The 8,858-nt window shown below is 60.6% G+C and carries 7 protein-coding genes; 3 read left to right on the forward strand and 4 right to left on the reverse strand.

Translation table 11 applies throughout. The features are described 5' to 3' along the window. Positions 1 to 116: 116 nt before the first annotated feature. From QLG07_RS02200 to QLG07_RS02210, 3 genes are read right to left on the reverse strand one after another with little or no spacing between them, the layout of a single operon-like run. Positions 117 to 1,772: an iron ABC transporter permease gene (locus QLG07_RS02200; RefSeq protein WP_282468367.1), complete on the reverse strand. Its 1,656-nt coding sequence runs from the start codon at positions 1,770 to 1,772 to the stop codon at positions 117 to 119. 43 nt (positions 1,773 to 1,815) lie between these two features. Then, entirely contained in the window at positions 1,816 to 2,748 is a 933-nt protein-coding gene (locus tag QLG07_RS02205; RefSeq protein ID WP_282468372.1) for an ABC transporter substrate-binding protein, read from the reverse strand. A 38-nt stretch (positions 2,749 to 2,786) separates the two neighbouring features. Continuing rightward, entirely contained in the window at positions 2,787 to 3,491 is a 705-nt protein-coding gene (locus tag QLG07_RS02210) for an ABC transporter ATP-binding protein (RefSeq protein ID WP_282468368.1), read from the reverse strand. A 165-nt stretch (positions 3,492 to 3,656) separates the two neighbouring features. On the opposite strand from QLG07_RS02210, the gene QLG07_RS02215 reads away from it, so the two are divergent. Continuing rightward, entirely contained in the window at positions 3,657 to 4,850 is a 1,194-nt protein-coding gene (locus QLG07_RS02215; protein ID WP_282468369.1) for an MFS transporter, read from the forward strand. A gap of 76 nt (positions 4,851 to 4,926) precedes the next feature. Here QLG07_RS02215 and QLG07_RS02220 read toward each other — a convergent pair whose 3' ends face one another. After that, the gene (locus tag QLG07_RS02220; RefSeq protein WP_062820989.1) at positions 4,927 to 5,742 is read right to left on the reverse strand and encodes a TIM barrel protein; all 816 of its coding nucleotides are present in this window, start codon (positions 5,740 to 5,742) and stop codon (positions 4,927 to 4,929) included. A 503-nt stretch (positions 5,743 to 6,245) separates the two neighbouring features. On the opposite strand from QLG07_RS02220, the gene QLG07_RS02225 reads away from it, so the two are divergent. Further along, complete coding sequence (locus tag QLG07_RS02225) at positions 6,246 to 7,751, forward strand: CoA-acylating methylmalonate-semialdehyde dehydrogenase (RefSeq protein ID WP_282468370.1); 1,506 nt, start codon at positions 6,246 to 6,248, stop codon at positions 7,749 to 7,751. Positions 7,752 to 7,807: 56 nt separating this feature from the next. Continuing rightward, positions 7,808 to 8,629: a 5-deoxy-glucuronate isomerase gene (gene iolB, locus QLG07_RS02230; RefSeq protein WP_282468371.1), complete on the forward strand. Its 822-nt coding sequence runs from the start codon at positions 7,808 to 7,810 to the stop codon at positions 8,627 to 8,629. The last annotated feature ends 229 nt before the right edge of the window (positions 8,630 to 8,858 follow it).

The raw sequence follows: 8,858 nt of genomic DNA on the forward strand, positions 1-8,858 counted from the left end.
GCGGCTACTCCGTGGGGACGGGCGCGGCATGCCGCGCCCCTGCGGGATTGGGGATGTACGCGGCTACTCCGTAGGGGGCGGGCATGCCCGCCCCGTGTTTTTCCCGACCGCGCTGGCTAACCGCGTTCGCGGCGCTGCATCATCGCCAGCGCGCTCAGCATCAGCAGCAGCCCGCTGAAAATGGCGATGCTGGCCATCGCCATTCCCTGACCGACGGAACCCTGCTCGAACTGACGCCAGATAAATATCGACACCGTCTGCATCCCCGCCGGGGCCAGCAGCAGCGACGTCACCAGCTCGCGTGAGGCGATAGCAAATACCATCAGCATCGCCGCCAGCAGGCTGGGGAATACCAGTGGCAGCACGATATGGCGCAGCGCCTGCAGTGAACTGGCACCGTGAACCCGGGCGGCGGGTTCGAGGTTGCCGCCAAGCTGTTTCAGCGCGCTGCCAACGTAGCGCACTGGCCACGGCAGCAGCAGGCAGCAGTAAGAGATCAGCAGAATCGCCCAGCTGTTATAGGGCGTGACTGGCCAGAACGGCTGGTTCCACAACAGGATCAGCCCGACGCCCACCACGACGCCGGGCAGCGCGGCGGGCAGCAGCGACAGCGCATCAATCACTGCCGCGCCGCGAATACGCCTGACCACCACCAGCCACGCGGCGAGAAAACCGAGCAGCCCGGTAATCAGCGCTGCGCCAAGCGCCAGCCCAAAGCTGGTGGAGAGCGCTGCCAGCGCATCGCCGTGCTGGGCAAACAGCGCGCTGAAGTGCCGCAGGGTCAGGTTATCCCGCTGCATGCCGCCGGACAGCGTGGAGAGCAGAGCGATCAGCAGCATCGAACTCATCGGCACCACTACCACCAGTAGCGCCACCAGGCTGAACAGCGCGAGCACTGGCCAGCACCAGCCGCCGAGAGGTACACCGCTGTTCTGTGCCGGTTTTCCGGTAATGCTGGTGACCTCTTTACTGCCCACCAGCTTCTTCTGCAGGGCAAAAGCCGCCAGCGCCACCAGCACCAGCAGTAGCGACAGCAGCGACGAGCCGGGCAGGTCGATCGGCCAGTCCGCCAGCCGCTCCTCAATGCCGACCGTCAGCATCACCACTCCGGCACGCGAGCCAAGCGCGGCGGGGACGCCGTACTCCTCGATGGCGAGAGTAAAGGCCAGCAGTACCCCGGCGGCCAGCGCGGGCAGCATCATCGGCAGGGTGACGTGCCAGAAGGCGCGCCGGGCGCTGGCCCCGTGTACGCGGGCGACAATCGCCAGCTGCTGTCCGCTCGCCAGCAGGCTGCGCGACACGGCAAAGTAGACCACCGGGAAAATGTTCAGCGTCATCACCAGCGCAATGCCGCTCTGGCTGAACAGCAGATCGTTGAGATCGACGCCCATCAGCTGAGCCAGATAGCCGTTATGTTGCAAAGCCAGCATCCAGCTCAGGGCAGCGATATAGGGCGGCGTCAGAAACGGGATCAGCAGCAGCAAATCCCACAGGCGCGCCAGCGGCAGGTTAAACAGCCCGCGCAGCGTGCCGAGCGGAATGCCGACCAGCGCACTGAGCAGCGCCACCGCCAGCCCGGTTTTCAGGGTTCCGCCGAGCAGTGCGGGCAGCTGCGGGTCGGCCAGCAGTGTGGGGATTGGGCTGAAGGCCCCGGCGAACGAGCCTTGTGCCAGCGCCGGAAACAGCGCCTGCAACAGGATAAACAGCAGCGGCAGAGCGACCAGCACCACCAGCAGCGCCACGGTAAGTAGCGGCAACAGACGAGAATTCATTATGCAGATCCTGAGTGGTGGCGCAGGCGCGCCACCGCACGGCTTAAGGTTGGCTGAACAGCGTGCCAAAACGCTGCAGGACTCCAGCACGGTCGGCGTTGCCACCGCGCTGCGCGGGCAGGATTTTCAGGTCGCTGAGCAGCGGACGCTTAGCGCCAACGTCCGATCGCGCCGGCATCAGCCAGGCATCCGCCACCTTCTGCTGGCCTTCTGGCGACAGCACGTAGTCGATAAAGGCTTTGGCATCGGCTGCGTGCTGGCTGCTTTTCAGGATCATCATCGGGCGCGGGGCCACCACGGTGCCGCTGGCCGGGAAGATCACTTTAATCGCTTCACCGTCCTGAATGCTGTTATAGGAGACGTAATCCACCGCGCCGAACACTGCCGCTTTCGCACCCTGTAGCACCGGGGTCAGCGCCTGGGCGTTGGGCCCGGCAATGACCATACTGTTGGCTTTAAGCTGGCTGAACAGATCCCAGGCTTTGTCGCCCATGCTGTTTTGCAGGCCGATAAGCAGGTCGAGGGAGGCGCCTGACAGTGACGGATCTGGGGTGGTGACGCGCTCTTTAAAGGCGGGGCGGGTGAGATCCTGCCACTCTTTCGGCTCCGGGGTGCCGCTTTTGGTATTCCAGACGATGCCGAGCGCCGAGATCCCCTGCGCCACATAGCTGTCGGATTTAAATGCCGCAGGCACCTTCTCTGCGTTGGCGCTCTGATACGGCAGCAGCCAGTCGCGCTGCTGCAGCTCTTCGGCGGTATCCCACGAGGCGGAGATCAGAATGTCGGCCTGTGGGTTAGCCTGTTCGGCTTCCAGCCGTGCCATGACTTTACCGGTGGTGGCCTGGAAAATATTCACCTTCACCCCGGTCTGCTTTTCATACCCGGCGGCGAGGCTTTTCGCCAGTGAGCCCGGCCCGGCGGTATACACCGTCAGGGCGTTAGCATCGGTGATCATCATGCCAGAAGTCAGCATCATCGCGAAAAGTGCTCCTGTTTTCTTCAGTTTAAACAATGTCATGCAAGTTCCCCAGAGAGTGACGTAACGGTTTGAATGGCTGAAACGCTGCCCGCTGACAGCCAGACGATGCGGTCGGCAAGCATCTCTGCCTCGCCGCGATCGTGGGTGACGTACACGGCGGTGGTGCCGAGCTGGCGCAGCAGGCTGGCCATCTCCAGGCACAGCGACTCGCGCAGGTCACGGTCGAGGTTAGAGAGCGGCTCGTCGAACAGCAGAATTTTTGGCTCGGCGATAATCGCCCGCGCCAGCGCCACGCGCTGCTGCTGCCCGCCGGACAGGTCAGAGGGTTTACGCCGGGCGAAGTCCGCCAGGCCAACGCGCTGCAGCGCCGCCAGCACGCGCGCTTCACGTTCACGGGGGGGAACCTTGCGCATCAGCAGCGGAAAGGCGACGTTGTGCGCCACGCTCATATGCGGCCACAGGGCGTAATCCTGAAAAACCATGCCGATATCGCGCTGTTCGGGAGGCGTACTGAGCCGGGCACTGGCAATCAGGCGCTCGCCAAAATGCAGCGTGCCCTGCTGAGGCTGTAGCAGCCCGGCCAGCAGTTTCAGAAGGGTACTTTTGCCGCAGCCCGAGGGGCCGAGCAGGGCAACAATGCTGCCTGCTTCAATCCGCAGATCGCACTGGTTGAGCACCGTGTGCGCCCCGAAGGCATAGCCAATGCCTTCCAGCGTGACGGAAGTGGGGGAACGTGACATTTTCTATCCTCTTTGGGACTTTGCGGGCGAGTATAGGGCGGCTATATGACGGATTTATGGCGGGTGATGAGGGGAATTCTCATCTTTGATAAAAACGTCCAGGGCTTTTAGTGGTTCAGGTATGATGGTATTTCATCCATTTTTACCCTGCGAGCAGTGATTTTCATGTCTGAGCAGCCAGCCGAGGCCCCGGCATTAAGTGGCTTTCGTTTAAATCTGCGCATTATTTCCGTCGTGATGTTCAACTTTGCCAGCTATATGACCATCGGCCTGCCGCTGGCGGTGCTGCCGGGCTATGTCCACGATGTGATGGGCTACAGCGCCTTCTGGGCCGGGCTGGTGATCAGCCTGCAATATTTCGCCACCCTGCTGAGCCGCCCACATGCCGGACGCTACGCCGATCTGTGGGGGCCAAAGAAGGTGGTGATCCTCGGCCTTTGCGGCTGCCTGATCAGCGGGCTGTGCTACCTGCTGGCGGCGCTGGGCACGGGGGTCCCGCTGCTAAGCCTGCTGCTGCTGTGCCTGGGGCGCGTAATGCTTGGCGTGGGCCAAAGTTTTGCCGGCACCGGCTCCACGCTGTGGGGGGTTGGGGTGGTGGGGTCGCTGCACATTGGCCGGGTGATTTCGTGGAACGGGATCTGCACTTACGGCGCGATGGCGCTGGGTGCGCCGCTCGGCGTGGCGATTTACCACTGGGGCGGCCTGCTGCTGCTGGCAGGGATCATTATCGCCATTGCGCTACTGGCGATCTCTCTTGCGCTGCCGCGAGCGAAAGTGAAAAACAGCAAGGGCAAGCATCTGCCGTTTCGCGCAGTACTGGGGCGCATCTGGGGCTTCGGCATGCTGCTGGCGATGGGGTCGGCGGGATTTGGTGTGATCGCCACCTTTATCACCCTGTTTTACCAGGCGAAAGGCTGGGAGGGGGCGGCCTTTGCCCTGACGCTGTTTAGCGCCGCGTTTGTGGGTACCCGCCTGCTGTTTCCTGATGCGATTACCCGCCACGGCGGGCTGAACGTGGCGCTGGTGTGCTTCGCGGTGGAGGCGCTCGGGCTGTTTATGGTGTGGGGCGCGTGGGAGCCGTGGCTGGCGAAGGTCGGTGCGCTGCTGACCGGGGCAGGCTTCTCGCTGGTGTTCCCGGCGATTGGCGTGGTGGCGGTGAAGGTGGTGCCGCCGCAGAATCAGGGGAGCGCACTGGCAACCTATACGGCGTTTATGGACCTGGCGCTCGGCATTACCGGGCCGCTGGCCGGGTTGATTATGAGCTGGTACGGTGTGCCGGTGATTTATCTGCTGAGCGGGTTGCTGGTGTGCGTAGCGATGGTGGCGACGATAAGGTTGAAGGCTTCGATGTCGCGTTAGCGGGCGGACCAGAACAGCGACCCGCCCTGGATGACCCGTAGGGGCCGATCTTTTTTTCGATCGGCCCGGGCAATCATTAATCCTGCAGTAACGCAATGCTCTGGCGGATCTCGCGCTCAATGTCCGCCGCGCTCCAGCTGTCCATCACCGAGGCAAACGGCTCGAAGGCGTAAACCCCCTGGTAACCCAGCGCTTCCAGGCGCTGCACCTGCCACGCGCTTTTCAGCAGGTCGTCTTCACTCAGCATCAGGCGCTCTTCATCGGTCAGCTCATTCACCGGGCGGCCATCAATCACTCCGGAGAGGTGCACCAGGCCAATCTGCGACACGGCAATACCGGCGGCGAAATCCTGCTCCGCACCCTCAAACAGATGGTGATGGAAGGTATCCAGCACGATTTTAAACGGCACCTCGGCCTGTTGGATCAGGCTAATAGCCTGGCCGGCAGAGCGCAGTGAACTGACCGGGAACCCCAGCGGCTCAACCAGGCCATTGACGCCGTAGCGTGCAAACAGCGGCGCCAGCTCGCGCAGCGCGGCTGCGGTATCCTCGGCCGAAATTCGCGTCCCGTCGTTGAGCGGGCACATCACCAGCGCTTTAGCACCAATCCCGCTGGCATCTTTCAGCAGCGATTCCGCCCGCGTCAGCAGGTCAGCGCTGATTTGGTTAAACGGATACAGCGCGTTGATGGTGACGATCTCTATGCCATATTTTTCGGCCAGGTCGCGCACCTGCTGATGGCTCATATTGTCGGTAACGCTGCCGCCCTTCATATCATTGCGCAGCTCAACCTTATGCAGGCCGAGTTTTTGCACCAGCTGGAAAAACGCTTCAATGCTGAGCGCGGGGGCGATTTTACGGTTAATGCAAAAGCGGGTTGGATCAATAGCCATGAGATGGCTCCTGTTAAGTAGGGCGTATTCAAAAGGTTACCGCGCCAGCGCTATTGTCATGCCGGAGCCAGTCGCAGGTGCTGCATGGCCTACAAGAGAACATTTATTTCATGTTTAGTTAATAATGAAATTTAAATTTTTAGATCCGTCTCGCAAAATTTCAATAATAGCGGTGTTCAGCAGCCTGTAACCCAGGGGAGTGCAGCTGTTTTAGCGCACAATTATCCCGGGCTAACCGGGCGGTTCGAAAAACGGCGGTTCCGCACCGGGCGTGCGCTGCGGCGTTTTTTACTCAGGGCAGTGAAGTGGGCGATCGATGCACATCGGTTGGGCGTAAAAAATGCGATCCAGGCCGCTAAAAACGAATTTTCTAAAGTGAAATATTTGAAAAATTTATTTCAATATTATACTGTCTCAACACGAATCAGGGTTTTGCCCGGCGCGGCAGCGGAAAGACGTCAGACTGCCAGCAAGGGAACTTACTTCATCAAAGAGGCCAGCACATGACTATCGTAGGAAACTTTATTGGCGGTAAAACTTCTCTGAGCGCCAGCAATGAAACTATCCCAATTTACGACCCCGCCACCGGCAAAGCGGTGCGTGAACTGACGCAGAGCACCAGCGACGAAGTGGCGTATGCCATTGCTGTTGCTCATGAAGCGTTCGATAGCTGGTCCCGCACTTCACCGCTGCGTCGTGCCCGCGTGATGTTTAACTTCAAAGCCCTGATGGAACAGCACCGCGACGAGCTGGCTGAGCTGATTGTCAGCGAGCACGGCAAGGTGTGGTCAGATGCGCTGGGTGAACTGACCCGTGGTCTGGAAGTGGTGGAGTTTGCCTGCGGCATCCCGCACCTGATCAAAGGTGAGAACTCGGCGGATGTGGCGAGTGGCGTTGACAGCTACTCGCTGATGCAGCCGCTCGGCGTGGTCGCGGGCATTACCCCGTTCAACTTCCCGGCGATGGTGCCGCTGTGGATGTTCCCCATTGCGCTGGCGTGCGGTAACACCTTCGTGCTGAAGCCACCGGCCCTTGACCCGTCTGCCTCTGTGCGTATGGCGGAGCTGCTGACTGAAGCCGGTCTGCCGGACGGCGTGTTTAACGTGGTACACAGCTCAAATGAAAACGCCGAGCAGCTGTATAAAGATCCGCGCGTGCAGGCGGTAAGCTTCGTCGGCTCTTCCGGCGTGGCCGAGCATATTTACACCACCGCCAGTGCCCACGGCAAGCGCGTGCAGGCATTTGGTGCGGCGAAGAACCACGCTATCGTGATGCCGGATGCCGACCTCGATGCCACCGTAAACGCCATTATGGGCGGCGCGTTCGGCTCTGCCGGTGAGCGCTGCATGGCGCTGCCGGTGGTGGTGGCCGTGGGTGATGACACCGCCGACAAGCTGATTGCGGCATTGACGCCGCTGGTAAAAGCCCTGCGCGTTGGCCCTGGCATTCACAAAGGTAAAGACGAGAATGAAATGGGGCCGGTGGTTTCCGCTGCGCACCAGAAAAAAGTGCTGGGCTACATCGACAAAGGCGTGGCGGAAGGCGCGAAGCTGGTGGTTGATGGCCGCGGTATCCAGGTGGAAGGCAACCCGGAAGGCTACTACGTTGGCGGTACGCTGTTCGATAACGTCACCAATGAGATGGTGATCTGGCGTGAAGAGATCTTCGGGCCAGTGCTAAGCATTATGCGCGCGCCAGACTACAAAACCGCGCTGGATCTGGTTAACAGCCATGAGTTCGGCAACGGCAGCGCTATCTTTACCAGCAATGGCCACACCGGCCGCGACTTCGTGCGTGAAGTACAGGCGGGGATGGTTGGCGTTAACGTGCCGGTGCCGGTGCCGATGGCGTTCCACAGCTTCGGCGGCTGGAAGCGTTCGGTGTTTGGTGCGCTGAACGTACACGGGCCGGACGGCGTGCGCTTCTACACCCGTATGAAAACCGCCACCGTGCGCTGGCCAAGCGGCCAGAAAACCGTGTCTGAATTCAGTATGCCGACTCTGGGCTGATAAAACGGGCGAGGCGTGCCTCGCCCCTACGCTTGCCCACAGAACAAGGAGACAGAATGTCATTGCTATCCAAAGTAAAACAGCCGGATGCGCAGGGCCGTATCCAGCACGTTACCCCGGAAAGTGCAGGCTGGCGCTATGTCGGTTTCGACGCTTATCAGTTGAAAAAAGGACAGACGCTGACGCTTGAGAGCGGCAGTAAAGAGCTGTGCCTGGTGCTGGTTGCCGGGCTGGCTTCGGTGAAAACCCGTCATGCGGAGTTCCCGAACATCGGTAAGCGCATGTCGCCGTTTGAACGCACGCCGCCCTATTCGGTTTACGTGCCGCACAACGAGCAGGTTGAAGTTGTAGCAGAGTCCGATCTTGAGCTGGCGGTATGCAGCGCGCCAGCGACGGAAGGCAAGCTGCCAGCCCGCCTGATTGCGCCGCAAGATGTCGCCGTCGAGCAGCGCGGCAAGGGCAATAACAAGCGCCTGGTGCACAATATTCTGCCGGACGATAAGCCTGCCGACAGTCTGCTGGTGGTGGAGGTATATACCGACGAGGGTAACACCAGCTCTTACCCAAGCCATAAGCATGACCAGGAAGATTCACCGGATGAAACCTACCTGGAAGAGACCTATTACCACCGCTTTAACCCGGATCGCGGCTTCGCGATGCAGCGTGTCTATACCGACGACCGTTCGCTGGATGTCTGTATGGCGCCGTACAATCATGACGTCGTTACCGTGCCGCGCGGCTATCACCCGATGTCGACCGTTGCCGGGTACGACAACTACTACCTCAACGTGATGGCCGGGCCGGTGCGCCTGTGGAAATTTACCTGGGAGAAAGACCACGCCTGGGTGAACAGCGACGACTATCCGCGTAAAAAATAACCGGTTGGGATGATTGACTGCGGGCTGACCGAAAAAGAGGGTCAGCCCCTACACTAATCCAGTGCACCTGTGCGTAGGGGGCGATCTTTTTTCCGGTCGCCTCGTGGTGATGATTTACACCGGGCTGAGCGAAAAAGAGGGTCAGCCCCTACACCAATTCAGTGAACCTGTGCGGTAGGGGGCGACCTTTTTTCCGGTCGCCCCGTGGTGATGATTTACACCGGGCTGA

Source organism: Erwinia sp. V90_4 (assembly GCF_029967685.1).
Classification (GTDB): domain Bacteria; phylum Pseudomonadota; class Gammaproteobacteria; order Enterobacterales; family Enterobacteriaceae; genus Erwinia; species Erwinia aphidicola.